The following is a 25,443-nucleotide window of genomic DNA, read 5'->3' on the forward strand; positions in this document are numbered from 1 at the left end:
GGCTTCCTCCCTCTGCCGGGCTCCCTCCCGACATATGCGAAATCGTAAATGTAATCGTTTTCAATTTACCGTCGCAAAGACTGCAAACGTTTACAAGAAGAATCTTTCAGGCCATTCTTGCGCATCGGAAAGGACGTCGATGGACAGGAAATCGGCCACGATTCAGGATGTTGCGCGCGTTGCCGGCGTGTCGACCGCAACGGTCAGCCGAACGCTTTCCAAGCCATCGGTGGTCGCGCGCTCGACCCGGGACGCGGTGCTGAAGGCCGTGGCCGACACGGGGTACCGGGTGAACGCCACCGCCTCGAACCTGCGCCGTCAGCGCACCGGATCGGTCATCGTTCTGCTGCCGAACCTCGCCAACACATTCTTCGCCCAGATCCTTGCGGGGCTCGCATCGGTGCTGACACCCGCGGGTTACGGGATGTTGATCGCCGACACCCAGTCGGGTCCCGACCCGGACGAGCGCCTGACGCATTACCTCGCTTCGGGGCAGGCGGACGGGCTGGTGGTGCTGGACGGCACGTTGTCGCCCGCGGCGCTGTCGATGCCGGGCCGTCCGCCTGTCGTCTGCGCCTGCGAATGGATGGGAGACGCGGTGCCCTCGGTCCGGGTCGAGAACGAGCGCGGTGCGGCGCTGGCCGTCGGCCATCTGGCCCGGTTGGGTCATCGCCACATCGGCCATGTGACGGGACCGGGCGGCAACGTCCTGACCCAGACGCGCCTCGAAGGCTACCGCGCCGCGCTCGACAGGCTCGGTTTGCCCATGCGCGCCGACTGGGTGCTGGAAGGCGACTTCACCATGGATTCCGGCGCCGCCGCCGCCCGCGTCTGGCTGGCGATGGAGGACCGGCCCACGGCCCTGTTCCTGTCCTCCGACGAAATGGCGGTGGGTTTCATGGGAGAAGTCCAGCGCGCCGGCATCCGCGCGCCGGAGGACGTCTCGGTTGTGGGCTTCGACAATATCGAGATCGCGCGGCACCTGAGCCCCGGCCTGACCACCATCCGCCAGCCCCGCACCGACATCGGCGCCCGCGCCGCAGAGCTTCTGCTTGGCTTGATCGAGACGGGCGCAAGCAGCGCACCCTCTGAAGTCATCGAGGTGGAATTCATCCGCAGATCCAGCGCCGGGCCGCCCCCGAAGGGGAGGTAGCTTCCGCCGTCTGATGCGGCCGATGCGACTCCGGATCAAGCGGCAGACGGATCCAGCGGCAGGCGGGGCCGCTTAAGGTCATGTTCATTCGCGGGTCTTAGACACGGAGCGATTCAGCCCCGCGAAGGAGACGGCAACCGTGAAGCTGCTCAACAACATCCGCATCAGGTACAAGCTCCCGGCGATCATGCTGTTCCTTATGGCGCTTGTCGTCATCGTCTTCGGCCAGTTCGCAGAACGGCTGGAAGAAGATGCGCTGACGGAAGAGGTCGCGCATCGGCTCAGCAGCGTGCTGGAGGCTGAAGTCGCAGCCACAATCACCCATTTCGAACAATTGGCGGATGAACTGTCGCGTTCAGCAGGCGATTCGATCACGATCCGCACACTTCGTGGCATGGCGACCGCGTGGACAGCGTATAAGGGCGACCCCGCGGCTTCGTTGCGGCAACTGTATGTGCAGGACAATCCGTACGAAGGCGCGGCCCGCGCGGACTTCACGCAGGCTGACGACAAATCGCAGTATTCCGCGATCCACGCGACGGCGCATCCGGTGTTTGCCGAGCATCTGCGCGAGTTCGGGTATTACGACATCTTCCTTTTCGATGCCGCGGGAAACCTTCTTTACACCGTTGTGAAAGAGGACGATTTCGGCACCAGCATGCTTGACGGTCCCTACAGCGACACGGGGCTGGCCAGGGCTTATCGGCGCGCGATGGAACTGGACGAAGGGCAGCAGGCGTTCGAGGATTTTGCCGCCTATGGCCCAAGCAGCGGCGCACCTGCGGCGTTCCTCGCCCAGCCGGTCTTTGCACGGGGCGAGCGTGTCGGCGTGATCGCCTACCAGCTTCCCGAAACCTATCTGCACGAACTGGCCGCCGAGGTCCGTGGGTTGGGCGAGACAGGCGATTTCTTCCTTGTCGGCGAGGATGGGTTGTTCCGGTCGAACAGGCGGTTCGCGGACGCGCCGACGATGTTGACGGAAGCTGAGGAAACCACCGCCGTGCGTGCCGCCCTGTCCGGCGAGTCCGGCACCGACCGGACGGTCACCGCCGATGGCGTCGCCGTACTGCAAGCCTATCAGCCGGTTACGTTCTTCGGCGCAACATGGGCCGGCATCATCTCGGTCGACGAGGCGGAAGCGCTTGGCGCGGTTTCGGACCTTCGATGGATGCTGCTTGCGGTTGGCCTTGGGACCATCGCGCTTGGCGCGGTGATTGCGGCTCTGGTCTCTAGTTCCCTGTCCCGGCCGTTGCACCGCGTCACCGGCGCGATCGCCCAGATCGCGGACGGCGACCTGGACGCCGAGGTCGCGGATGCCGGTCGCGGCGACGAAATCGGCCGCATCGCCCGCCGGCTGGAGCGGTTCCGCGAACAGTTGAAAGCCGCGGAAGCCGACCGAATTGCCAGCCGGTTCCGTGGTGCGGCCTTTTCCGCCAGCACCGCACCGATTATGATGCTAGGCCTCGACGGAAAGATCCTGCACGCCAACCGTGCCATCCGGAAGCTGTTCGAAGAACAGGCCGGTGCGCTGTCCACCCTGAACCCGGAGTTTCAAGGCGGCGACGTTCGCGGGACGCCCGTAGGGCATGTGCTGCCCGAGGACGTCGCGGGTCGGGTCGAAGCGCTGATGGCGGAAGGGAACATGCTGCCGGCGTCACTCGGCATGCCGCTTGGGGACATGCGACTGGTGTTGTCCATCGGTCGCGTCACGGACGATGCCGGAAACGGGCTTGGTTATGTCATCGAACTGAAGGACGTGACCGACGGTTTCCTCAGCAAAGCGGTGTTGGAGTCGATCGACGGCTATCAACTGCGCGCCGAATTCCTGCCGGGCGGCACGCTGAAAGCGGTGAACGAGACCTTCTGCACTGTGATGGGGCAGCCCGAGACCGAATTCGTCGGCCGCGAGATCCAGGAATGGCTGACCGCGGAGGACGAAGACGACGCCGCACTGTCGTCACGGCTACGCGCCGGAGAACCCGTGTTCGGGCTGTTTCGACTGCGCAAACAGGGTGACGACCCTGTCCTGATCGAAGGCGGGATCACCCCGGTGACCGATAGCGACGGCGACCTGCTGCGCTACATCCTGATCGCGAGCGACGTGACCAAGGCGCGCCGCGCCGAGCAGCTAGAAGAGCGTCGGCGCGCGGAACATGAAGCGGCGCAGGCGCAGGTCGTCGAACGGCTGCGCGCCGCGCTGGGCGGGCTGGCCCACGGCGACCTGTCCGTCCGCATCGAAGAAGCCTTCGCCGAAGCCTACGAAAGCCTGCGCACGGATTTCAATGCGGCCGCGCACCAGCTTGCGACGACCATCGAAGGGGTCGCCGCCAATTCCGAAGAAATCCGCGGCGGCGCGGCAGAGATCTCCTCCGCGGCCGACGACATGTCTCAACGGACAGAGCGGCAGGCAGCAACGCTGGAAGAAACCGCGGCGGCCCTCGACCAGCTTACGCATTCCGTCAAACAGGCGGCGGAAGGGGCTGCGGAAGCGAACCGCATCGTCAACTCGGCCCGCGAAAACGCCGAGACATCCGGCGAGATCGTGCGCGAGGCGGTGGATGCGATGGGCGAGATATCCGCCTCGTCGAAGCAGATTTCGCGCATTACCGAGGTTATCGACGATATCTCCTACCAGACCAACCTTCTGGCGCTGAACGCGGGCGTCGAGGCCGCGCGGGCAGGCGAGGCAGGCCGCGGCTTCGCGGTCGTCGCCTCCGAAGTGCGCGCCCTGGCGCAACGGTCGTCCGACGCCGCGCGGGAGATCAACGAACTGATCTCGAGCTCTGGGCGTCAGGTCAAGCGCGGCGTCGATCTGGTCGGGCAGGCCGGCGATGCCCTGAAAAGCATCGTGACGGGCGTGGTCGAGATGTCGCGCCATGTGGCCGAGATCGCGACCTCCTCGCAGTCGCAAAGCACAGGCCTGGCAGAGATCAACGCTGCGGTCGGCGAACTGGATCAGGTGACGCAGCAGAACGCCGCGATGTTCGAAGAGGCGACGGCTGCCGGACACGCGCTGACGCGCGAGGCGGATCTATTGACGCAGGCGATGGCAAAGTTCCGCACGGGCGACTCCAATGTCGTGCGGGTGCATCCGACGCAAGCCGCGGGGCAGGGCGGGGCGCCGCGCACCGCCGCCGTCGCCGGGCCGGGAAGTAGTCGCGGGACGCCGCCGGGCGCCGGGTCGTCAAGCGATACGTCCGGGAAGGGTGTCGGGGCAGATCCGAAGGCCAAGCAGACAGGCGGCACCAACGCACCGTTGGCGGACAAGCCCTCGACAACGGAGCGGCGTCGGGCAAGCGGCGATGACCGACCACCGCAGGCGCAACCGGTCGCGGGAGGAGCAACCGCCCTCGCCATGGTCGATCCGGCGGAGGCATTCGACGACGATGAGGGTTGGTCCGATTTCTGAGCAACGCGCCCGCCTTCGGCTACGCTTGAAGTCAAAGACAACCGGGCCGGCTGGGGCTGAAAGCACGAAGACCAGCATTGGGAGGCAAGCGATACATAATATAAAGCCAGCGTACAGGTCCCGGTCTCGATCCCCGCTTTGCCCACGTTCGCGGCACCCCGAGCAGTCTCGCGAATCGGTCAGCGTCATTTGGTCCTCGCTGGGTCTACCGTCACGGGAAACGGGCGATCTCCTACCCGCCTGGGGCCAGTACGCCCTCCCTGCACCGCATGGGTCGGTCCGTTTGGCCGTGCCGCCAGAGCAGGGCATTCCCGCCCAGCATTCGGCAAAATGCAAAGGTCGCGGACCTTCCGCACCAACTTGTCTCACCACAAGCCACCGGCGGGGCCAGACGTGCGGATCTGTTTGCCGGGTGAAGCTGATATGTTGTTCACAGCGCGCGGATGTGGCATCAGACTTTGGCAATCCAGACCGGAGAGTTCACTTCCATGACCGATCACGCAACGCGCCGCAGGATGATGGTGGATACGCAGGTCCGGCCCTCCGATGTCACCAAGTATCCGATCATCGACGCCATGCTCGAGGTTCCGCGCGAACGGTTCGTTCCGGACGACGCCCGGCCCACCGCCTATGTCGACGACAATATCGACCTTGCGCCCGGCCGCACCGTCCTTGCGCCGCGCACCCTTGCAAAGCTTCTGGATGCGCTTGAGATCGACACCGACGATCTTGTGCTCGACCTTGGCTGCGGGCTTGGCTACGCCACGGCGGTCGTGTCGCGGCTTGCCGAAGCGGTCGTTGCCGTCGAGGCGGATGAAACCCTGGCCGCCGAAGCCGAGGCATTGCTGTCCGAGATCTCGGCCGACAACGCCGCGGTGGTCACCGCGCCGCTGAACGAAGGCGCGCCGAAGCACGGGCCCTACGACGTGATCCTTGTCGAAGGGGCGGTCGAGACGCTGCCGCAGGCGCTGGCCGATCAGTTGAAGGACGGCGGTCGCATCGGGGCGCTGTTCGCCGAAGGCGCCCTGTGCCAAGCCCGGATCGGGATCAAGGCCGACGGCGTGCTTAGCTGGCGCTGGGCCTTCGACGCCAGTGCGCCGGTCCTGCCCGGCTTCGCCCGATCGGCGGAATTCGTGCTGTGACCGCGCGGCGCGGACCCACCCGTTTCCGGCGGTACCTGACGGCCGCCGTCGCCGGGTGCGTGCTTGCCGCGTCGACCGCCGCCGCCCGCGCCGAGACCCTGACCGATGCGCTGATTGCGGCCTATAACAACTCGAACCTGCTGCTACAGAACCGCGCGTTGCTGCGCGCCGCGGACGAGGATGTGGCGCAAGCCATCGCCACGTTGCGGCCGGTTCTGCAATGGGCGGTGACGGCCGGATACGCCCATCCGCGCCCGCTGACCGACAATTATACCGCGTCGCTGGCGCTGACCGCGCAGATGACGATCTACGATTTCGGCCGGACGCCGCTGGCGATCAACGTTGCGAAAGAGACCGTGCTGCTGACCCGCGACGTGCTGGTTCAGGTCGAGCAGCAGGTGCTGCTGACGGCGGTGCGCGCCTATATGGAGGTGATCCGGTCCGCCCGCTTTGTCGAGCTGCGGCGCAACAACGTGCGGGTCATCACCTCGGAACTTCGCGCCGCGGAACAGCGCTTTCAGGTTGGCGAGGTCACCCGCACCGACGTGTCGCAGGCCGAGGCCGCGCTGGCCGCCGCCCGCGCCGCCCTTGCCGCGGCGGAGGGCGATTACAACGTCGCGCGCGAGGCTTACAAGGCCGCTGTAGGCGACTATCCCACGAACCTCGTACGCCCCAGCGTGCCGCCGATGACGGCCAACACGCTGGAGGAAGCCATCGCCATCGCGGTCAAGACGCACCCGCTGATCCATCAGCGCCAGCGCGAGGTAACGGTGGCCGAGCTGAACATCGGCCGCGCCCGCGCCGCCATGCGTCCCAGCCTGACCGGCAGCGTGTCGGCCGGTGTCGACCATGAATGGAACGACAGCGTGACCGCCACTCTGTCGCTGAACCAGACGATCTATTCCGGCGGCGCGCTGGCGTCGGCGTTGCGGCAGGCGATTGCCGCGTCCGAGGGCGACCGCGCAGAACTGTTGCAAGCGGTGGTGACGGTCAAGCAGGACGTGGCCAACGCGTGGACGGCGCTTCGCGTCGCGATCGCCAGCACGGACGCCAGCCAGCGGCAGGTCAACGCCAGCACCGTGGCTTTCAACGGGGTGCGGGAAGAGGCCTCGCTTGGCGCGCGCACGACACTGGATGTGCTGGATGCCGAACAGAACCTGCTGGATGCCCGCGCCTCGCTGATCCAGGCCGAGATCAACCAGTTCGTCGCGGTTTACTCGCTGCTCGCGACCATGGGCCTGCTGACGGTCGAGCATCTCGACCTCGGGATCCTGACCTACGACCCCGAAGCCTATTACAACACTGTCAAGAACGCCCCGACGACCTATGTCAGTCCGCAGGGGGAAAAACTTGATCGTGTGCTCAGAAGCCTCGGCAAATAATCAACAAAGCTGCAAGAGTTGTCTGGTATCGCCCGCTTGGGTAGACTGGACCAGAGCAGTATACAAAGGGATTGCGCATGCCGGATCCGGTTTCCAAGGTTGAAATCGAAGATGTCCTGTCGTCCATAAGGCGTCTGGTTTCTGAAGAACCGCACCCTGCGCGCCGCCGTGCCGAGGTTTCGGAGGCGAAGGATCGGCTTGTCCTGACACCCGCTCAACGTGTGGGCGATTCGGCTGACGAAGAGGAAACAGTCGCCAACGGGACCGATCCAGAGGCTGCCGAGGCGGACAATTCGTCCGTCATCCACCTGACGAATCCTGTCGCCACGGAAGAATCGGAATCTGCGGAACCCGATACCGCCGAGTTTGAAGAGGCCGAAGCCGAGGTTTCCGAAGCCGAGGCCGCCGAAGTCGAGACAATCGAAGCCGAGACGGCTGAGGCCGCGCCTGAAGCGGCGAACACCGATGCGGTTGTGCCGACCCTCAGCCTTGAAGATCGCATCGCCGGACTGGAAGCCGCACTGGTGCGCGCCGGAGGCACGTGGGAGCCGGACGGAAGCGAGGATGGGTCAAGTGACGAGACGCGGCCGCTAAGTGCCGACGCGAATTACGATTTCCTTGCCGACTGGGAGCGCGAGGCTGCCGCCGCCGCCATGGCCGACCTTGAAGGCCACGGCGACGAAGCGGTTTCGGACGCAGAGCCCGAGAATGCCAGCATGGACGAAGCCGAAGCGGTGGACACCTCGCCGTTTCTTCTGACGGAAGACCCGGTAGAGCCGGAAGCCGCCGCCGCCGAGGCAGACGGCGCGCAGGAGGCGTCCAAAACGGCCGAGGCTGAAGAGGTCTCGATTTTCGCTGAATCCACGGAAGAAACGGAAGACCTCGCCACGCAGGAAGAGGCGCCGGAAGAGGCTGCGGACGAGACGGCGGAGGTCGACGAAGACCTTGTGGCCCTCGCGGACGAACCCGACGAAGCGCCAGAGGCGGAGACGGCGGAAGCGGACGACCAGATCGACATCGTCGCCTCGATCGACCGGTTCCTTGCCGAGGCCGAGGAAAAGGAAGCCGCCGAAGCCGCGGCAGAGACCGAGGCCGCGGCGGACGTTGACGACAGTGCCGAGGCAGAGGCGACCGAAGCGGCGGACGAGGAACTTGCCACACCGGCGCCCGAGCACGAAGCAGAGCCGGAGGCCGACGAAGCGCCCGAGCCCGAGATCGCGTTTTTCACCGCCCGGACGGGTGCGAAGGCCGAACGTCCGGCACCCGAACCAGTGGAGGAAGAACCCGCCGCGGACTGGGAAGATTTCGAGGATACCGACAGTTTTGGCGATTATTCCGGGGCGGACGAGACGGTCGAGTCCTTCGCGGAAGAGACCGACGATTTCGACGATGACCTGCCGGATGCGCAGGACGACTCGGTGCTCGCCGGCGAAGAAGCCGTGCTTGACGAGGAAGCGCTGCGCGAGATGGTGGCCGAACTGGTCCGCGAAGAGCTTCAGGGCGTGCTGGGCGAGCGGATCACGCGCAACGTCCGCCGTCTGATCCGGCGCGAGATCGAACGCGCGCTGGCCCTGCGGGACCTGTCCAGCTAGGCCACGGGCTCCGCCAGCCCCAGCAAACGGTCGACGTCCACCGCCGCCTCGATATGGGCCGCGAGGGCGTCGAGCGTCTCGTCAACGCCCGCCTCGAACCGGGTGTCGCTTGCCGGGCCACCCAACTGGGAAAGATAGGCCCCGCGGAACGCATCGGCGGCGAACAGGCCGTGCAGGTAACACCCGCGCACACGACCGTCGGCGCTTTGCGCGCCCTCGGGGCGGCCGTCGATCTCGACCCACGGACGGGCGCAATCGGGGCCCTCGGTCTGGCCGAGGTGAATCTCGTACCCTTCGACCGGTTCACCGCCGGGCAGGGCGCGGGCGCGGGTCAGCGACAGGCGCTTCCGCGGTTGCATCACGGTGGTGACGTCCAGCAGACCAAGTCCCGGCACTCGGGACGGCGGGCCCTCCAGCCCCTCGGGATCGGCGATCTCCAGACCCAGCATCTGATAGCCGCCACATAGCCCCACGACATGACCGCCGCGCCGCACATGCGCTTGCAGGTCGATGTCCCAGCCCTGCGCACGGAAATCGGCAAGGTCGGCGATGGTGGACTTCGATCCGGGCATCAGCACCATTGCGGCGTCGCCGGGCAGGGGGCGGCCCTGTTCGATGATCTCGACGCTGACGCCCGGTTCGGCCTTCAGCGGATCGAGGTCGTCGAAATTGGCGATCCGGTTCAGCCGGGGCACCGCGATCTTCAGCGTTCCGCCCCTGCGCGACCGGATGTCCATGACGTCCTCTGCAGGCAGCCGCCATGCGTCCGGGAACCATGGCAGCACGCCCAATGGCGCCCATCCGGTGTGGTCGGCGATGGCCGTCATGCCTTCGTCAAAGAGTGTAACATCGCCGCGGAACTTGTTGACCATGAAGCCTTTAATACGATTGCGGTCCGCATCCGGAAGCACTGTGCTGGTGCCGACCAGTTGTGCGATCACGCCGCCACGGTCGATGTCGCCGACAAGGACAACCGGCACGCCCGCCGCCTCGGCGAAGCCCATGTTGGCGATGTCACCGGCGCGAAGGTTCACCTCTGCCGGGCTGCCCGCGCCTTCGACCAGCACGATGTCGGCGCCCACGCAGAGGCGGTGGAAGCTTTGAAGCACCGAGGGCAGCAACCGCGCCTTCATCGCGCCGTAGTCGCGCGCCTTCAGCGTAGCCACGCGCTGACCCTGCACGATCACCTGTGCGCCCGTGTCCGTTTCGGGCTTCAGCAGCACCGGGTTCATGTCCACCACCGCGTCACGCCCTGCTGCGCGCGCCTGCAAAGCCTGCGCGCGCCCGATCTCGCCTCCGTCCACGGTGACGGCAGCGTTGTTCGACATATTCTGCGGCTTGAAGGGGGCGACCGACAGGCCACGTCGCAACAGCGCCCGCGCCAAGCCCGCGACGACAAGCGACTTGCCGACGTTCGAGCCCGCGCCCTGGATCATGATCGCTTTCGTCATGCGCCCCCCGTTTTCCGTGTCAGGCGTAGCGCGAACGGTGCAAAACCCCAACCTGAAACAGAAAAACGCGCCCCGACGGGGCGCGTCTTTCTATTGGCAGCGTGTTTTGTGGATATCAGGCCGCTTCGGCCTGCTCCGCGAGCAGCGCGGCATTGCGGCGCTCGGACTCTTCGCGGCTGAGCGCGACCGAGGTCCGCACACCTTTTTCTACGAAGGTCATCAGGCCCTGAACAACACGTTCGTTCGGGTCGATACCTGCGCAGCTGAGCACTTCCCGGCCGTCACGCGACCGCGCCCACCGCGCGATCTGATCGGGGCCGTTGCCGTACTTCTTGTCGTCGGCAATCGCATCGTCCAGCGCAGCAAGGACTACGGCCGCAAAGAGTTTGCGAGCGCGCTGACCCTGTTCGTAGTTGAATGCAGTGCCGTCAACGAAATCAGTCATTCGACGTCCTTTTTATTGCTCTTGCGTTTTCTGGCGTGGCGGCCACTATGGCTTTTTCCGCGCGATTCGGTATTTCCCATTTGGAATGGCACCTATGCGCCTAGCGCATGGCTTGTCCGGTATGGTTACCGTATTTAGTCGTCTTGCCATGGGCATACCGCGCAGATATAGGGTGCGACCAATTCCGATCAACCTTCTGCCACGGTTTTGTCCATGCCCAAGATCAACGGAAACGAAATTCGGCCCGGTAACGTGCTGGAACATGACGGCGGCCTGTGGTCTGCGGTCAAGGTCGACCACGTGAAGCCCGGCAAGGGCGGCGCCTTTGCACAGGTCGAACTGCGCAACCTGCGCAACGGCTCGAAGCTGAACGAGCGTTTTCGGTCCGCCGACAAGGTGGAACGCGTCCGTCTGGAACAGAAGGACCAGCAGTTCCTGTACGAAACCGACGGGATGCTCGTGTTCATGGACAACGAGACCTACGAGCAGATCGAACTGCCCGCCGACATCCTCGGCGACCGCCGCCCGTTCCTGCAGGACGGCATGGTTGTTCAGATCGAATATTATGAATCCGAGGCGCTGAACGCGACGCTGCCCCAGAAGGTCACCTGCAAGGTCGTCGAGACCGAGCCGGTGGTGAAGGGCCAGACCGCCGCCAACTCGTTCAAGCCGGCGATCCTCGATTGCGGCGTCAAGGTGATGGTGCCGCCGTTCGTGGGTCAGGACGAGGACATCATCGTCAACACCGAGACGATGGAATACTCGGAACGCGCCTAAGCGCCCACGGCGGTCAGCAGGCGGTCCACAAGGCCGCGATAGCCGCTTCCGAACAGCCGAAGATGAACAAGCGCCGGCCAAAGCTGATACAGCGGCCGGCGTTCCTGTAGTCCGGGCTCAGGGGTGCCGTAGCCCGCGAAAAAGCCGTCCCCGATCCGGCCGAACAGCGACAGCATCGCAAGATCCACCTCGGCGTGGCCGTGATAGCACGCCGGGTCGATGACGCCGGAGAAGCCCTGCGGGCCCCACAGGACGTTGCCGGACCACAGGTCGCCATGCAGCAGGGCGGAGGGCGGAGTGGCCGGCAGAAGGCCGGTGAGGCGGTGTGACAGCCTCTCGAGCCGGCGGGCGAGGTCTAGGGGCAAAGCGCCCACATCCGCCAGCAGCCTGCGTTCCGCCCAGAAGCCGGGCCAGTTGTCCATCGGCACGTTGCGGATCGGCACCGGGCCAAAGGCGTGGTCGGCGGTCCAGCCGTAGGCATCGCCGGTTGCGGCATGAAGCTGCGCCACAGCCGCGCCGCAGGCGACCCATGCGGCTTGGGTGGGTTCGCCGCCGTCTGTCAGTTCGGTCATCAGCAGCAGGCCCGGCGCATCCGCCACCACCTCGGGGCAGGGGCACCCGGTCGCGCGGATGGCCCGAAGCATCCCGGCCTCTGCCTGCGCCTCGGGTCCCGATTTGGCGATGACGGTGCGGCCGTCGTCCAGCGCGACGCGGGACACCGAAGACAAGTCACCGCCCTGAAGCGGCCGCAGCCCGGTGACTTTCGCCCCGGTCAGGCGGCCAATCGCATCGGAAAGCGCTGCGCTCACTGTTCCGGCGGCTGAACCGTCGCGCCGCCTGCGGTCATCCCCGGCTTGGCGCGGTCGAACCGCAGGTAGGCAAGGCCATGGCCCCCCGCCTGCGTGAACAGCGTGCCAGCCGGTTTGCCGTCCACCTCGATCGCGGTTCCGGCGGGCGCAGCGCCCTCGACAGGCACGCGGACAAGACCCTTGCGCAGTTCGGTCTTGTGCTTCATCCGCGCGGTGACCTCTTGGCCGACATAGCAGCCTTTCCTGAAGTCCACGCCGGACAGACGCTCGAACCCGGTTTCAAGGATGTAGCTGTCGTCCGGGATCAGTTCGATCCCGCTTTCCGGCACGCAGGCGGCGACCCGCAGCGCGTCCCAGTCGGCGTCCAGGGGATCGGCGTCAAGCGCGCCGTAGAACCGCCAGCCAAGGCTGGCATCGCGCGGATCTGCGAAAGCGCCATCCGGCGCGTCGCCCAGCCCGCGCCAGACCGGCGTGTCCCGGTCTTCCAGCACGACCTTCGACCGCAGTTTGTACAGCGTCAGGCGTTTCATCAGGCCATCGGCCAGATTCTCCTGCACGTCGATCAGGATCTCGTCTCCGGCAGGCACCAGCATGAAATCGGCAAGGTACTTGCCCTGCGGGGTCAGCAGGGCGGCATAGACCAGCCCCTGCGACAGCCGTTTGACATCGTTCGTGACGAGCCCCTGCAAGAATTCTTCGCGGTCCGCGCCGCTGACGGCGATGATCCGGCGGTCTGCAATTCTGTCGGCCTGCATTAATCCGTGCCCCCTTGTGCTCGAACGGGTAATATAATCCGTGAGCGGACGAGCGAAAGGACCCATGCGCGCCCCCGTTTCCATCGTGATCCCGACCCTGAACGCGGCAGAGGTGCTGCCCGCGACGCTGGGCTGTCTTGGCGAAGGGCTGGAGGCAGGGCTGATCCGTGAGCTCATTCTCAGCGACGGCGGCTCGACCGACGGTACGCCACGGCTGGGGGAAGAGGCCGGCGCAATGGTGGTCAGCGGCCCGGCGGGGCGCGGCACGCAGTTGAGGCGCGGCGCGGAATGGGCGGGCGGCGAATGGCTGCTGTTCCTGCACGCCGACACCTGCCTTGGCGACGGCTGGTCTGCTGCGCTGCTGGATCACCTGAGAGACCGTGAAGAGCATGCGGGGTACTTCCGGCTTGGGTTCCGCGCGTCGGGGCTTGCGCCGCGGGTGGTCGCGGGTTGGGCCAACTGGCGGTCGCGCGCCTTCGGGTTGCCCTATGGCGATCAGGGGCTGCTTATTTCGCGCAGGCTGTACGACCGCGTGGGCGGTTTCCCGGACATTTCGCTGATGGAGGACGTGGCATTGGCGCAGAAACTGGGCGGGCGGCTGGTGGAATTGGACGCCCGCGCGTGGACCAGCGCCGAACGCTACCAGCGCGACGGTTGGCTGCGGCGGGGCGGCAGGAACCTTGTGACGCTGACCCGCTACCTTATGGGTACCGACCCCGAGCGGCTGCGCAAGAGCTATGAAAAGGGCCATGACGGGCGGCGCAGCGGCGGCTAGACGCCCGCTCACGCAATCGTGGCGCGCTGTCACCCACGGGCGGGATGAAACGAGGGCCGCAAGGCGCTAGTCTTGTCGCAACGGAACCTGCCACCAGACAGCTGATACAGGGAGAAGCCGCGATGCACGCGCCTTTCTACAACCGCCGTTCGTTTCTCGTTTCCGCCGGGCTCTCCGCCGCTGCCCTTGCGACCGGGTCGTCCGGCCTGATCCGGCCCGCCATGGCTGCCAGCGGCCTTGCCCCCACCCAGTCGATGCGCGGCGGCAGCAACAACTACCGCCCCGGCGCACCGCTGGTCGACAGCCTCGGCAGCGGCTTCCACGTGACCGGCAAGGTTCTGAACGCCGCCGACGGGCAGCCGCTGGACGGGGTGCGCATCCAGATCTGGGCGGCGACCACGCTGGGCGGCGAGCGCGAGCCGAAGAACCACGGCTCGGTCCTGACACAGTCTGACGGCAGTTTCGCGCTGGAGATGGAGCAGATCGTACCGAACTTCGGCCAGCCCCACGCGCACCTCGCCTATGACGACGGGGCGTATCAGACAGTGTTCCTGCGGCCCGTGATGGGCAGCCCCAGCGACACTTCGGTCAGCGCGGATTTCGTGCTTGCCGCCGCCTGATCGCGTTTGACCGGACCCGGCCGACGCCTTCCCGCCATACTGATCTGGGCGCTGCTGTTGACGGCGGCGTTCGGGCCTGTGGTGCTGGCGGCGTTCAGCCCGTGGCTCGCGTACCGGGACGCCGCCTATATCACCGGCGGCTTCGCCGGCATCCTTGCGTTGTCGCTGCTGCTGATCCAGCCCCTGATGGTCGCAGGCTACCTGCCGGGCCTGCGCGGCCCCGGCGGGCGGCGCTGGCACCGCAGGACGGGCGTGGCGGTGGTGGTCTGCGTCGTGGCGCACGTCGGAGGGCTTTACATCACCAGCCCGCCCGACACGCTGGATGCGCTGCTGCTGGTCGCGCCGACGCCGTTTTCTGTCTACGGGGTCACGGCGATGTGGGGCGTGCTGCTGACCGGGCTGATGGCATTGGCCCGCAGGCGGATCGCCCGCCCGGTGCTGTGGCGGCGGGCGCACAACGCGCTGGCGGCGGTGGTCGTGGTCGCCACGGTGGTGCACGCGGTGCAGATCGAGGGCGCGATGGAACTGGTGTCGAAATGGGCGCTGTGCATTGCCGTTCTTGTGGCGACGGCGGTCACGCTGCTGGACATGCGCGTGCTCCGGCGTCGTGCGTCGGGCTAGGGGCCTCAGCTTTCGCTGAACTGCAGCCGGTACAGGTCCGCATAGATCCCGCCGCGCGCGATCAGCTCCTCGTGGGTGCCTTCGTCCACCACGCGGCCCGCATCCATCACCACGATCTTGTCCGCCTGCCGGATGGTCGCCAGCCGGTGCGCGATGACCAGTGTCGTGCGGCCCCGAGACAGCTTGTCCAGCGCCTGCTGTACCGCCGCCTCGCTCGCCGCGTCCAGCGCCGAGGTCGCCTCGTCCAGCAGCAGGATCGGCGCGTCCCGCAAAAGCGCCCGCGCGATGGCGACCCGCTGCCGCTGGCCGCCCGACAGGGCCGAACCGCGCGGGCCCGCGGCGGTATCTGCGCCCGCCGACAGACGCGGCAGGAAGTCCGAGACATAGGCGGCGTCCAGCGCCTCGGTCAGCCGGGCGTCGTCGCGGCCCAGAAGCACGTTGTCGCGGATCGTCTCGTCGAAAAGCTGCGCGTCCTGCGTCACGACCGAGAACAGCTTGCGCAGGTCCTCCAGCGGCAGGTCCGAGACCGGCACGCCGCCGACCGACACCGATCCCGACTGCGGGTCCACCAGCCGCGTCAGCACGCGGAACACGGTGCTTTTGCCCGCCCCCGAGGCACCGACCAAAGCCGTGGTCTTGCCCGCCTCGGCGACGAAGCCCGCGCCGCGCAGGACCGGCAGATCGCCATAGGCCAGTTCGACGCCGTCCAGCCGCACATCCGCCCGCGCGGCAGGGCCGGGCAGGGCGCGCGGCGTCGCGGGCGAGGTGATGGTGGGCTGTTCGTCGAACACCGCATGCAGCCGCTCGAGACTGGCCAAAGCGGCCTGCCACGCGCCAGACACGTTGCCGATCCGGCGCATCGGCTCGAACACCAGCGCCATGGCGGTGAAGAAGGACATGAACTCGCCCACGGTCTTGGTGCCATCGATGATCTGAAGCCCGCCGTAGGTCAGCACGCCGAGGAACCCGATGCCCGCCACGATGTCCATCATCGCCGGGATGCCGGCCTGTCCGGCTTCGGACTTGATCTGCGCCCGCACGAAGCCGTCAAGCTGACCGGCATAGCGCTGCGCCTCGCGCTCTTCGATGGTGTTCAGCTTGATCGTGTCGATGCCGTGGAATGTCTCGTCCAGCCGCGTCGCCAGCACCGCCGCCGAGTTCCGCGCCGCCCGCGTGGTGCGCCGCACCCAGCGCTGCAACAGGACCATCGGCCCCATCAGCACCGGCGCGCCCGCCACGGCGATCAGCGTCCAGACCCAGTCGATCGACAGCGCCACCGCGAACAGCGACAAAAGCGCCACCACGTCGCGCCCCAGCGCCGAGAAGACGGTGGACCAGATCGTTCCCGCCGCCAGCGTATCGCCCCGCACCCGTTCGATCAGGACGCCGGGAGAGTTCTTCTGGAAGAACCCGCTGTCCAGCCGCAGCATGTGCATGACCATGTCGGATTGCAGCGCGGCCGAGACCCGCTGCCCGACCGCCATCATCAGCACCCGCTGCCCGAAGCCCGCCAGCGCCCGCAGCAGGAACACTCCGAAGACAGCGCCCGCCACCCACTTGATCGCCGAGCGGTCGCCCGCGACGAAAACCTGATCGAACATCGGCTTAATCAGGTAGGATAGCGCGCCCAGCATCCCGCCCTCGATCGCCATCAGAAGGACGGCCAGCAGGATCACCCAGATGTGCCGCCGCAGATAGCTGCGCCACAGCCAGCGCGTCAGGGCGCGCGAGTCGGTCATTTGCGCGCCTGCTTCTCGTTGAAGGACGCGGTGACCGCCTGCGGGTCGAACCTGTCGTGGAACCACTGGCGCAGCGTCATCGGCGTCTGCGCGGCGTCAGCCTCGTAGACGTCCAGCACGTGGTCCATCAGACCGGTCCGGGTGTGCTTGAGGTGGGCATATCGCAGTCCGAGCATCCTGCGCGCATCGTCCACGCTCGCGCCCTCCTTGTCCATCAGCCACATCGCGGCGACCAGCCCGGCGCGGTCCGCGCCCGACTTGCAGTGGAACAGGAAGGGTTTCTTGTGCTCGAGATCGTCGAAAATGTCGAAGAGCTTCAGGAATTGCTCGCGTGCGACCAGAGAGCGGGCATAGATCTTGTGGTCGATCAACTCGATCCCAAGCGCGTCGCATGTCTCTTTTTCGAACAGGTAATGCGCGTAGGTGTCCTGTCCCCGCAGGTTCAGGATCGTGCGAATGCCCATCGCGTGGATCTTCCGCAGCCGCGCCGGAGACGGCTGGTTCGACCGCCAGACGCCCGGCGCGATCTCGTCCATGTTGGTCCAGAGGGTACGCAGAAGGCCGTGATCGGACAGATAGAAATGCCACTTCGCCTGCCGCCGCTTGGCGGGCGTCGAGATATCCTGACCGAACGTCTTGGAAAAGCGGCGTTCGATCTCGTGGATGCGCTGAAAGAGCTTGCCAAGCATGTACGATCCGGGCGGTGGAAGTGCAGGGCGGGGATGTAATGGCAATCCGCCGTCAGGACAAGCCGGGGCACCGATTGACGCCGCCTGCGGGCGGGACTAACGGAATGGGGTTACAGATCGGAGTAAAGCCCATGTCGCTTGCCAACGGCCGCGAATACCTTGCCATCCCCGGACCGTCGGTGATGCCCGACCGCGTGCTGCGCGCCATGCACCGCGCCGCGCCGAACATCTACGAGGGCGCCATCGTGGACGAGGTCGCGGGCATCGCGGCCGACCTGAAAAAGGTGGCGAAGACCGAAGGCAACCTTGCGATCTACATCGCCAACGGCCACGGCGCATGGGAAGCCGCGATGGCCAACACCCACTCGCGTGGGGACCTGTGCCTTGTGCTGGCGACCGGCCGTTTCGCGCTGGGGTGGTCGATGCATGCCGAGGGGCTGGGGATCGAACTGGACGTGATGGACTTCGGCAAGTCCTCGGACGTCGATCTGGAGAAGGTGGCCGAGCGTATCGCCGCCGACACCGAACACCGCATCAAGTCGGTGATCGTGGTGCACGTGGACACGGCAAGCTCTGTCCGCAACGACATTCCCGGCATCCGCCGCGTGCTGGACGAGGCGGGCCATCCCGCACTGTTCATGGTCGATTGCATCGCCTCGCTTGCCTGCGACGACTTCCCGATGGACGAATGGGGCGTCGACCTGATGGTTGCCGCCTGCCAGAAGGGCCTGATGACGCCGCCGGGCCTGTCTTTCGTGTTCTTCAACGAAAAAGCCGACCGCTTCCGCGACAATGCCAATTGCGTGACGACCTACTGGGACTGGCGTCCGCGCGCATGGCCGCAAGAATTCTACCAGTATTTCGGCGGCACCGCGCCCACGCACCATCTGTTCGGGCTGCGCGCCGCGCTGGACATGATCAACGAGGAAGGTCTGGATCAGGTCTTCGCCCGCCACGCCACGCTGGCACGCGCTGTCTGGTCCGCCTTCGACGCGTGGGGCACCGAGGGTCCGCTGAAGATGAACATCGCCGACGCTTCGAAGCGGTCGAACGCGGTCACCGCGCTGTCCATCGGCGCGCCCTACGGCAACGACGTGCGCAAATGGGTCGAGGCCAACGCTGGCGTCACGCTGGGCCTGGGCATCGGCATGGTCGACCGCTCGAACCCGTCGTCGCACGGCTTCTTCCGGATCGCCCACATGGGCCACGTGAACACGCAGATGGTGCTGGGTGCGCTTGGCGCGCTGGAGGCGGCGCTGACCGCGCTGGAGATCCCGCACGGCAAGGGCGCGCTCGAGGCGGCGGCCGCCATCTGCGCCGGGCGCTGAACGGACCGGCGGCGCGGAAACGCGCCGCTACGCCTTGCGCTGCAACAGGAAGTCTGCGGCGGCGGCAACGATCAGCACGAAGGCCAGACCGAAGTTCGCCCAAAGCGCGAACAGCGCGACGAACAGCAGCATGCCCGCCGCCCATAAAAACGGTGTCGTGTAATCTTCGACATGACCGGCCCCCGGAAGCGGGGCCCTTTCATTGTGCTCGCGCCTGTACGACATGCGCCACTCCGTGATCGGGGGCGGTGTCCTCCCGCTCCGCCCGATGTCTGGTTGGCGCTAACGTAGCACGAAGTCCGGCCCCGGCCAGAGCCTCCGTGCGTCACGATTTCGCGCGCGCGGCCTCCAGCGCCTGCGGCAGGATTTCGGCCAGCAGGTCAAGGTCCGCGCCGGTTCCGGCAGAGATGCGGATGCAGCGGTCCTGCGGCGCGACGAAGGGCATCCGCACGAAGATATCCCGCGCCAGCAACTCGCGCAGCACCGTGCGGGCAAAGTCGCCGTCCGCGCCGCAGTCGATGGTGACGAAGTTCGTGGCCGAGGGCAGGGGCGTCAGCCCGTTCGCCATGGCAATCGCCGCGATCCGTTCGCGCGCCCAGCCGACCTGCGCCACGACCGAGGCCATGTAATCCGGGTCGTTCAGCGCCGCCAGCGCCCCGGCCTGGCTGATGCGGCACATGCCGAAATGATTGCGCACCTTGTCGAATGCCGAGATCAGCCCGGGCGCGGCGATGCCGTAGCCCACGCGCGCACCGGCCATCCCGTAGGCTTTCGAGAAGGTACGGAACCGGATCACCCGGGGATCGTCCGCCGCGATCCGCGGCATGGCCTCTGCCGGCAGGAAATGCGCATAGGCCTCGTCCAGCACCAGCAGGCAGCCGTCAGGCAGATCCGCGATCATGCGCTCGATCACCGTGCCGTCGTGCCACGTGCCCATCGGATTGTCCGGGTTGGCGAGGTAGATCAGCTTCGCCCCCGTCTCGGCGGCCTTGTCCAACAGCGCCTGCGGGTCCTCGCGGTCGTCGCGATAAGGGACCTTGTGCAACGCGCCGCCGAAGCCCGCGACGTGGTAGTTGAACGTCGGATACGCCCCGTCCGAGGTCACGACGCTGTCGCCGGGGCCGACCGTCAGCCGCACGACATAGCCCAGCAGCCCGTCGATGCCTTCGCCCACGATGACGTTCTCAGGCGCGACCTGTTCCGCCTCGGCCAGCGCATTGCGCAGGTCGTGGTTCTCGGGGTCGCCGTACATCCAGACGTCGGCGGCGGCGGCCTGCATCGCGGCCACGGCAAGCGGAGAGGGGCCGAACACCGACTCGTTCGCGCCGAGCCGGGCGCGGAAGGCGGCGCCTCGGGCGCGCTCCTGCGTCTCGGGCCCGACAAAGGGCACGGTGGCGGGCAGCGAGGCGGCGAGCGGGGTGTAGCGCGGTGTCGTCATCGGCGGCACAATGCACGTTTTCGCGGCACGGTAAAGATTGCGAAACACGGTGTGATCGCGGTCCCGCCATTGGCGGGAATGGCCGCCGGCACCACGCGGGCGCCGGCGGCGGAAGACGACGCTAGGTGTCGTCCTCGTCCATCGGCATGTCCTTGCGCGGCTCGGCAACCTCGCCGTCGGACACTGGCGCTTCGGGCTCGGGCAGCGCGCGGGGCGCCTTGGCCGAGTTGTCGACCTTCAGCGTCTGCGTCGTGCCGTTCTTCGCCTCGCCCAGCCAGATGGTCTGTTGCGGGAACGGGATCTCGATGCCGCGTTCGTCGAAGATGCGCTTGACGATGCCGTTGTAGGCGCGGCCGACGCCCCACTGTTTGCCCGGCGCGCACTTGATCCGCGCCCGCAGCACGACCGCGCTGTCGCCAAGGCTGTTGACGCCGAAGTATTCGAACTCGCCGATGATCGCCTCGGCCTGCTCCGGATCGGACTGAAGCACCTCGAACGCGTCGATCATCGCCTGCTTGGCCTCTTCCGTGTCTTCGCGATAGGCGATGCCCATGTCGCAGACGTAGTAGCCGAAGTCCTTCACGTAGTTCGACACCATGTCGACCGACGAGAACGGGATGATGTGATACACGCCCTGCACGTCGCGCAGCGAAGCGGACCGGATCGTCAACCGCTCGACAGAGCCGGTAGTGCCGCCAACGGTCACCACGTCGCCCACGTTCATCGCGTTCTCAAGCTGGATGAAAATGCCGGTGATGATGTCCTGCACCATCTTCTGGGCACCGAAACCGATGGCCAGACCCAGCACCCCGGCAGAGGCCAGCAGCGGCGCGATATCAAGCCCCAGTTCGGACAGCACGAACATCAGCGTGACGATGATCAGCGCGATGGTCGCGGCGTTCCGCAGCAGCGTCAGCAGCGTGCGTTCCCGTGCGTTGGCGACCTGCCCGAACTCGGGGTTCAGGCGATAGTCGACCCACGAGGTCAGCGCCAGCCAGACAAGGAACGACCCCAAGAGAACCATCGCGACCGAGAACACGGTGCTGGTGGCGCGGATGCCGAACTGACTGATCATCCAGCCGCGCAGGTCAATCAGGCTGATTGCATTCAGTGCCAGCAGGACGACCGAGACGAAGATCACCAGCCGCAGCACGTACAAAAGCTTGGGCACGAAGCGGTTCAGCCGGGTTTCCAAAAGCGGCAACCGGGCCGAGAGCCCCTCTGGCACCTGCACGCCGCGCACCATGATGCGGGTCAGCACGCCCGACAGCAGCAGACCCAGCAGCGCGATCACCGCAACTTGTCCGGACCCCAGCAGCGCTTGGAACGCGGCCTCGCCCGGACGCGCCAGCACGATGAAGAACAGCACCAGCAGGTAAGCCAGCGCCGGCCAGTGCCAGTTCCGCGCGAGATAGGCCAGCGGGCCGCGCATCCGGCGCGGTCCCATCGCATTCGTCTCGGCCTCGATCTCCGGGTGAACCTCGACCGGTTCCGCATCCGGCGCATCGGCAAGGCGGGTCTTGTCGCCCAGCATCCATTCCGCCACAGAACGGCGGTTCCGGATTACGAGGAAGACCGCGAAGGCCAACACCGCGAAGGCGATCAGCGCCGACACGGCGCGTCCGGCGGCGAAAGAGACGTTCACGTTGATGATCGGAACCACCAGCAGCATCCCGTAGCCGATGACGCCGATGATCAGGCCCAGCCGCCGCGACATGTAGCGCGCCGCCCGGTCGGTGACCGGCAGGATGCGCAGGTCGCCGGACGACGGCGACAGGATCATCCGCAGACCGACTTTCGCCAGTTCCACCAGCAGGAAGGCGTTCAGGTACAGCGTCTGCCGAATGCCTATGGTGCCGAAATCTCCCAGCGCCAGCACCGCCAGCGCATATCCCGCGGCCCACGCGACAACGACGATCAGCGCATCCATCAGGGACGAGGCCGCGAACAGTCCCACCGTCCGCATCCAGCCGCTGTCGCGAGCGCGCCCGCCCATGCGGGCGTAGATGCGCTTCGCAAGCCGACGCAGCACGACATAGACCAGAACCGTACCGATGATCACCAGCGCCAGTTCCTTCAGCGCGTCCAGCAGCACCGAGGTCTCGTTCCCCGACAGCCCGTCGAACACGCCGGGCCCGTTGGTCAGTTGTGCCCAGACCGCGCTCAGCTGACCGGCGATGCCCTCGGCCACCTCCTGCGTCACAAGCGCGATACGCCGGCCGAAGGACAGGTCCGTCGGCTCGGGTTCGGCGGCGGTTTCCAGCGTCTCGACGATGGCGTCGGACGTGGTGGCCGTGTCCTCTTCGGCGGCGCGCAGTTTTTCAAGCAGCTCGGCGCGCTGGGCGTCGTCCTCAAGCACCTCGATCAGCAGATCGACGCTGGACGGCGCGGTCTCGGCCGTCTCGGCGGCAGGGTCGGCCGCCGTCTCCTGCGCAAGCGCGGGCAACAGGGGGAACAGGGAAAGGGAAAGAAGCAGGGTGGTCAGGAACCGGACCAGAGAAAGTCGCATCGTTACTCGCGTCTTGTTACATGGATGCCCGTCATACCTAGCGGGCTTCCCTACGGATCAATCTTGAATCCGTACATGTCGCAAGCATCTTTTGCCACTGACGGCCCGGCAGGCGATCCCGCGCGGACGCGTGCCGCGCGGAATTGCAGGGCAGGGCGGCGTCAATAAAGCCCGCCCGTACTGAGCGTTCCGAAGTCCGCCTTGTCCGGGATGATGGTCACCTGACCATCCGAGGTTTCGACCGTCACCCCCTGATCGATCACGCCGTCGCCTTCGCCCGGCGCGAACATCGGCAGGTTCGACCCCATCGCCCAGCCACCATCGAACATGACGCCGAACACGGGCTCTTCACCGCTACGGAAGTATTCGGCCACCACGTTCTCGCCCTGCGCGTCGTCGGGCAGGCGGGCGCCGGTGAAGCGGTCGATCTTGATGAACCGGCCACCCGGCGGCACGTCGAACTTGCCGCCGCCGTATTTCTCGGTCGCGACCTTCATGAACTCGTTCCAGACCGGCGCGCACATGCCGCCGCCCGAAGCGCCCGGCATCCGGCGCGGCCGGTCATAACCGATGTAGCAGCCCGCCACGATATTCGAGGTGAAGCCCACGAACCAAACGTCCTTCGCGTCGTTGGTGGTGCCGGTCTTGCCAGCAACCGGCACGCCCACGTTGACCCGGCCCGCCGCCGTGCCGCGCTGCACCACGCCCTGCATCATCGAGGTCAGCTGGTAAGCGGTGATCGCGTTCATCACGCGTTCGTTGTGCGACACGATCTCGGGGGCAAGTCCCGGCTCCAGCGACGCAAACTCGCAGTCCACGCACTCGCGCTGGTCATGGCGATAGATCGTCTCGCCCCAGCGGTTCTGCACCCGGTCGACCAGCGTCGGTTCCACCCGTTCGCCGCCGTTGGCGAACATCGCGTAAGCCGCTACCATCTTGAACAGGGTGGTTTCCTGCGCGCCAAGGCTGTTGGCAAGGAACGGCTCCAGCCGGTCGTACACGCCGAAACGCTCGGCATAGGACGCCACAAGGTCCATCCCGATCTCTTGCGCAAGCCGCACGGTCATCAGGTTCCGCGACCGCTCGATCCCGGTGCGCAGGGGCGTCGGGCCGTAGAACTGCTGCGACGCGTTCGTCGGACGCCAGACCCCGGCGCCGGTGTCGACCTCGATCGGCGCGTCGATGATGATGGTGGCCGGGGTAAAGCCGCTGTCCAGCGCCGAGGCATAGACGAAGGGCTTGAAGCTGGACCCCGGCTGCCGCGTCGCCTGCGTGGCGCGGTTGAACACCGAGTCCTCGTAGCTGAAGCCGCCCTGCATCGCCAGAACGCGGCCGTTCTCGACGTCCATCGCCATGAAGCCGCCCTGCACCTCGGGGATCTGCCGCAGGGTCCAGCGAATGAAGCTACCGTCGCTGTCCGAGGTCATGGCGCGCACATGCACCACGTCGCCCACTTCCAGCAGGTCGCCCGCAACCCGTGCCTGATTGCCAAGCGAACCGTCTTCCTGCCGCGGCCGGGCCCAGGTCACGTCCTTCGCGGGAATCCAGTGGCCGTCGTCATCCTCGTCGATGCCTTCGATCCCGATGCGGGCATCGTTGTTGCCCACCTCCAGCACGACGGCGGGGTGCCAGCCCTCGATATCGCGCGCGATGTCGACGTCGGCCAGCGCCTTGCGCCAGTCCGCCTCGGTCGTCAGCACGGCGGGGTCGAGGGTTTCCACGATGCCGTGCCACACGCCAAGTCCACGGTCGTAAGTCTCCAGCCCGTGCTGCAGCGCCAGCGCGGCGACCCTCTGCAGGTCCGGGTCGATGGTGGCCCGGATCGTCAGGCCGCCGCCGAAGAATTCCTCGGTCCCGAAATCGCGCGACAACTGGCGCCGGATCTCGTCGGTGAAATAGTCGCGCGGGGGCATCACGGACCGGAAGCTGTCGAAGTCGCCCGCCTGCACCGTGCGCAGCGGATCCTCGGTGGCGATGTCGTATTGCGCCGCGGTGATATAGCCGTTCTCCCGCATCTCGCGCAGCACGTAGTCGCGCCGCGAGATCGCGAAGTCGCGGTCGCGCACGGGGTGCGTCCGCGCCGGCTGCTGCGGCAGCGCGCCAAGATAGGCCGCCTCGGCCACGGTCAGTTCTTCAAGCGTCTTGTTGAAATACACCTGCGCCGCGGCGGTCACGCCGTACGAGTTCTGACCGAGGTAGATCTCGTTCAGGTACAGTTCCAGGATCTCGTCCTTCGACAGCGTGTTCTCCAGCCGCACCGACAGGATCAGTTCCTTGATCTTCCGCTCCGCCGAGCGGTCCGACGACAGCAGGAAGTTCTTCACCACCTGCTGCGGAATGGTCGAGGCGCCCCGCAGCCGCCCGCCGCGCAGCGCGTCCAGCGCCGCCGCCACCATGCCGCGCGGATCGTAGCCGTGGTGCTGGTAAAAGTTCTTGTCCTCGGCCGAGATGAAGGCCTGCTTCACGATGTCGGGAATATCCTCGATCGGGGTGAACAGCCGCCGTTCCTTGGCGAACTCGTCGATCAACTGCCCCTCGCCGCTGTAGATGCGGCTGATGGTGGGCGGCGCATACAGCGCAAGTTGCTCGTGATTCGGCAGGTCGCGGCCATACATGTAGAACACCGCGCCGATGGTAAGCGCGGCCATGACGATGCCGATGGTGATCCAGCTGAAGATGGCGCCGAAGAACGACGCGATGATGCGCAGCATGGCCTGTTCCTGCGATTTTCGTATCAGTCCGGCAGTATAGAAGCTTTGTGTTTACGTCAAAAGAAGGATCGGCGGCATCGCGCCCATGTGATCCGGCC

The 25,443-nt window shown here is 66.4% G+C and carries 19 protein-coding genes; 10 read left to right on the top strand and 9 right to left on the bottom strand.

Annotated features, from left to right (window positions below; translation table 11 throughout):
* The first annotated feature begins 139 nt into the window (after positions 1–139).
* The 5 genes from ACP156_RS16700 to ACP156_RS16720 all read left to right on the top strand — a co-directional run bounded on the left by ACP156_RS16700 (position 140) and on the right by ACP156_RS16720 (position 8,678).
* Entirely contained in the window at positions 140–1,153 is a 1,014-nt protein-coding gene (locus tag ACP156_RS16700) for a LacI family DNA-binding transcriptional regulator (protein ID WP_425052493.1), read from the top strand.
* Positions 1,154–1,292: 139 nt separating this feature from the next.
* Complete coding sequence (locus tag ACP156_RS16705) at positions 1,293–4,562, top strand: methyl-accepting chemotaxis protein (protein ID WP_425052494.1); 3,270 nt, start codon at positions 1,293–1,295, stop codon at positions 4,560–4,562.
* A gap of 488 nt (positions 4,563–5,050) precedes the next feature.
* On the top strand, positions 5,051–5,704 hold the full coding sequence (locus ACP156_RS16710) for a protein-L-isoaspartate O-methyltransferase family protein (RefSeq protein ID WP_425052495.1): 654 nt from the start codon (positions 5,051–5,053) through the stop codon (positions 5,702–5,704).
* The gene (locus tag ACP156_RS16715; protein ID WP_425052496.1) at positions 5,701–7,086 is read left to right on the top strand and encodes a TolC family outer membrane protein; all 1,386 of its coding nucleotides are present in this window, start codon (positions 5,701–5,703) and stop codon (positions 7,084–7,086) included. Before ACP156_RS16710 ends, ACP156_RS16715 begins: the two co-directional genes overlap by 4 nt.
* A 221-nt stretch (positions 7,087–7,307) precedes the next feature.
* Complete coding sequence (locus ACP156_RS16720) at positions 7,308–8,678, top strand: hypothetical protein (RefSeq protein ID WP_425052497.1); 1,371 nt, start codon at positions 7,308–7,310, stop codon at positions 8,676–8,678.
* Here ACP156_RS16720 and ACP156_RS16725 read toward each other — a convergent pair.
* Both ACP156_RS16725 and ACP156_RS16730 read right to left on the bottom strand, forming a co-directional pair.
* Entirely contained in the window at positions 8,675–10,129 is a 1,455-nt protein-coding gene (locus ACP156_RS16725) for a cobyric acid synthase (RefSeq protein WP_425052498.1), read from the bottom strand. The genes ACP156_RS16720 and ACP156_RS16725 overlap by 4 nt on opposite strands.
* A gap of 115 nt (positions 10,130–10,244) precedes the next feature.
* Entirely contained in the window at positions 10,245–10,574 is a 330-nt protein-coding gene (locus ACP156_RS16730) for a DUF6280 family protein (RefSeq protein ID WP_275634398.1), read from the bottom strand.
* 213 nt (positions 10,575–10,787) lie between these two features.
* On the opposite strand from ACP156_RS16730, the gene efp reads away from it, so the two are divergent.
* Positions 10,788–11,351: an elongation factor P gene (gene efp / locus ACP156_RS16735; protein ID WP_425052499.1), complete on the top strand. Its 564-nt coding sequence runs from the start codon at positions 10,788–10,790 to the stop codon at positions 11,349–11,351.
* Here the strand turns inward: efp and ACP156_RS16740 are convergent.
* Complete coding sequence (locus ACP156_RS16740) at positions 11,348–12,160, bottom strand: fructosamine kinase family protein (protein WP_425052500.1); 813 nt, start codon at positions 12,158–12,160, stop codon at positions 11,348–11,350. The two genes, efp and ACP156_RS16740, sit on opposite strands and share 4 nt — an antisense overlap.
* The gene (locus ACP156_RS16745) at positions 12,157–12,915 is read right to left on the bottom strand and encodes a YgfZ/GcvT domain-containing protein (RefSeq protein WP_425052501.1); all 759 of its coding nucleotides are present in this window, start codon (positions 12,913–12,915) and stop codon (positions 12,157–12,159) included. Before ACP156_RS16745 ends, ACP156_RS16740 begins: the two co-directional genes overlap by 4 nt.
* 64 nt (positions 12,916–12,979) lie before the next feature.
* On the opposite strand from ACP156_RS16745, the gene ACP156_RS16750 reads away from it, so the two are divergent.
* The 3 genes from ACP156_RS16750 (at position 12,980) to ACP156_RS16760 (ending at position 14,931) form a co-directional block, all read left to right on the top strand.
* Entirely contained in the window at positions 12,980–13,690 is a 711-nt protein-coding gene (locus tag ACP156_RS16750) for a TIGR04283 family arsenosugar biosynthesis glycosyltransferase (RefSeq protein ID WP_425052502.1), read from the top strand.
* 122 nt (positions 13,691–13,812) lie between these two features.
* A complete protein-coding gene (locus tag ACP156_RS16755; RefSeq protein ID WP_425052503.1) occupies positions 13,813–14,310 on the top strand; it encodes a twin-arginine translocation signal domain-containing protein in 498 nt (165 codons plus the stop codon).
* 6 nt (positions 14,311–14,316) lie between these two features.
* Positions 14,317–14,931 (top strand): ferric reductase-like transmembrane domain-containing protein, encoded by a 615-nt coding sequence (locus ACP156_RS16760; protein ID WP_425052504.1) that lies wholly within the window; start codon positions 14,317–14,319, stop codon positions 14,929–14,931.
* Positions 14,932–14,936: 5 nt separating this feature from the next.
* Here the strand turns inward: ACP156_RS16760 and ACP156_RS16765 are convergent, their stop codons facing one another.
* Both ACP156_RS16765 and ACP156_RS16770 read right to left on the bottom strand, forming a co-directional pair.
* A complete protein-coding gene (locus ACP156_RS16765; protein ID WP_425052505.1) occupies positions 14,937–16,670 on the bottom strand; it encodes an ABC transporter ATP-binding protein in 1,734 nt (577 codons plus the stop codon).
* Complete coding sequence (locus tag ACP156_RS16770) at positions 16,667–17,359, bottom strand: fused DSP-PTPase phosphatase/NAD kinase-like protein (RefSeq protein WP_425052506.1); 693 nt, start codon at positions 17,357–17,359, stop codon at positions 16,667–16,669. Before ACP156_RS16770 ends, ACP156_RS16765 begins: the two co-directional genes overlap by 4 nt.
* 131 nt (positions 17,360–17,490) lie before the next feature.
* On the opposite strand from ACP156_RS16770, the gene ACP156_RS16775 reads away from it, so the two are divergent.
* The gene (locus ACP156_RS16775) at positions 17,491–18,687 is read left to right on the top strand and encodes a pyridoxal-phosphate-dependent aminotransferase family protein (protein WP_425052507.1); all 1,197 of its coding nucleotides are present in this window, start codon (positions 17,491–17,493) and stop codon (positions 18,685–18,687) included.
* A 325-nt stretch (positions 18,688–19,012) separates the two neighbouring features.
* Here ACP156_RS16775 and ACP156_RS16780 read toward each other — a convergent pair whose 3' ends face one another.
* From ACP156_RS16780 to ACP156_RS16790, 3 genes are all read right to left on the bottom strand, one after another.
* Positions 19,013–20,125 (bottom strand): pyridoxal phosphate-dependent aminotransferase, encoded by a 1,113-nt coding sequence (locus ACP156_RS16780; protein ID WP_425052508.1) that lies wholly within the window; start codon positions 20,123–20,125, stop codon positions 19,013–19,015.
* A 121-nt stretch (positions 20,126–20,246) separates the two neighbouring features.
* Entirely contained in the window at positions 20,247–22,634 is a 2,388-nt protein-coding gene (locus ACP156_RS16785; protein ID WP_425052509.1) for a mechanosensitive ion channel domain-containing protein, read from the bottom strand.
* Between the two features lie 161 nt (positions 22,635–22,795).
* Entirely contained in the window at positions 22,796–25,345 is a 2,550-nt protein-coding gene (locus ACP156_RS16790; RefSeq protein ID WP_425052510.1) for a penicillin-binding protein 1A, read from the bottom strand.
* Positions 25,346–25,443: the final 98 nt, after the last annotated feature.

The organism is Psychromarinibacter sp. S121 (assembly GCF_049801035.1).
Lineage (GTDB): Bacteria > Pseudomonadota > Alphaproteobacteria > Rhodobacterales > Rhodobacteraceae > Psychromarinibacter.